The following is a 1,129-nucleotide window of genomic DNA, read 5'->3' as shown; positions in this document are numbered from 1 at the left end:
CGGCTCCCTCCTCACGATCATCCCGATCGTCGCCGTCTTCCTCCTCCTCCAACGGTTCTGGCAATCCGGCCTCGCCGCAGGCAGCGTCAAGGAATAGCCACCCATCCACCCACCCGGATCCGTCCCTCCCCGAAAGTCACCCCACCACCACTACCCGCACCCGCACCCGCACCCGCACCCGCACCCGACCAGGAGTACCTCCTATGCGTACGCACAGCACCCGCAGACTGCTCGGCGCCCTCGCTGTACTCGCCACCCTCACGCTGACCGCCACGGCCTGCGGCTCCGACGCCTCGGACGCTGGGCCGAGCGAAAGCACTCCGAACGACGTCAGCGCCGCGCTGGAGAAGGGCGGAAAGGTCACGGTGTGGGCCTGGGAACCCACGCTCAAGAAGGTGGCGGAGGACTTCGAGAAGAAGTACCCCAACGTCGACGTCGAACTGGTCAACGCCGGCACGGGCGACAAGCAGTACACCGCCCTGCAGAACGCGATCGCGGCCGGCAACGGTGCCCCCGACGTCGCCCAGATCGAGTACTACGCCCTCGGCCAGTTCGCCATCGGCAAGTCCGTGGAAGACCTCTCCCCCTACGGAGCCGCCAGATACGGCACCAGCTTCACCCCGGGCCCGTGGGACGCGGTCACGGAGGACAAGGCCATCTACGCCCTGCCGATGGACTCCGGCCCGATGGCCTTCTTCTACAACAAGAAGGTCTTCGACAAGCACGGCATCAAGGTCCCCACCACCTGGGACGAGTACGTGGAAGCCGCCCGCGCCCTCCACAAGGCCGACCCCAAGATCTTCATCACCAACGACACCGGCGACGCCGGCGCCACCACCAGCCTCATCTGGCAGGCCGGCGGCCGCCCCTACAAGACCGACGGCACCGACGTCACCATCAACTTCGCGGACGAGGGCACCCAGACCTACACCGCCACCTGGCAGAAGCTCCTCGACGACAAGCTCCTGGCCCCGGTCAGCTCCTGGAGCGACGCCTGGTACAAGGGCCTGGCCGACGGCTCCATCGCCACCCTGTCCATCGGCGCCTGGATGCCCGCCAACCTCACCTCCGGCGTCGCCTCCGCCTCCGGCGACTGGCGCGTCGCCCCCCTGCCCCAGTGGACCAAGGG

1 protein-coding gene and 1 pseudogene are annotated in these 1,129 nt (G+C 68.1%); both read left to right on the top strand.

Going from position 1 to position 1,129, the window contains the following annotated elements:
- Positions 1-97, top strand: a pseudogene (locus tag ACIQFX_RS39135) (carbohydrate ABC transporter permease); the annotation flags it as partial.
- A 106-nt stretch (positions 98-203) separates the two neighbouring features.
- A partial coding sequence (locus tag ACIQFX_RS39130) for an ABC transporter substrate-binding protein (protein ID WP_402473379.1) occupies positions 204-1,129 on the top strand: 926 nt, incomplete at its 3' end.

The organism is Streptomyces sp. NPDC093089 (genome assembly GCF_044754405.1).
GTDB lineage: Bacteria > Actinomycetota > Actinomycetes > Streptomycetales > Streptomycetaceae > Streptomyces.
Note: the sequence above shows the minus strand (reverse complement) of the source record. Positions and strands in the feature narration are given on the sequence as shown.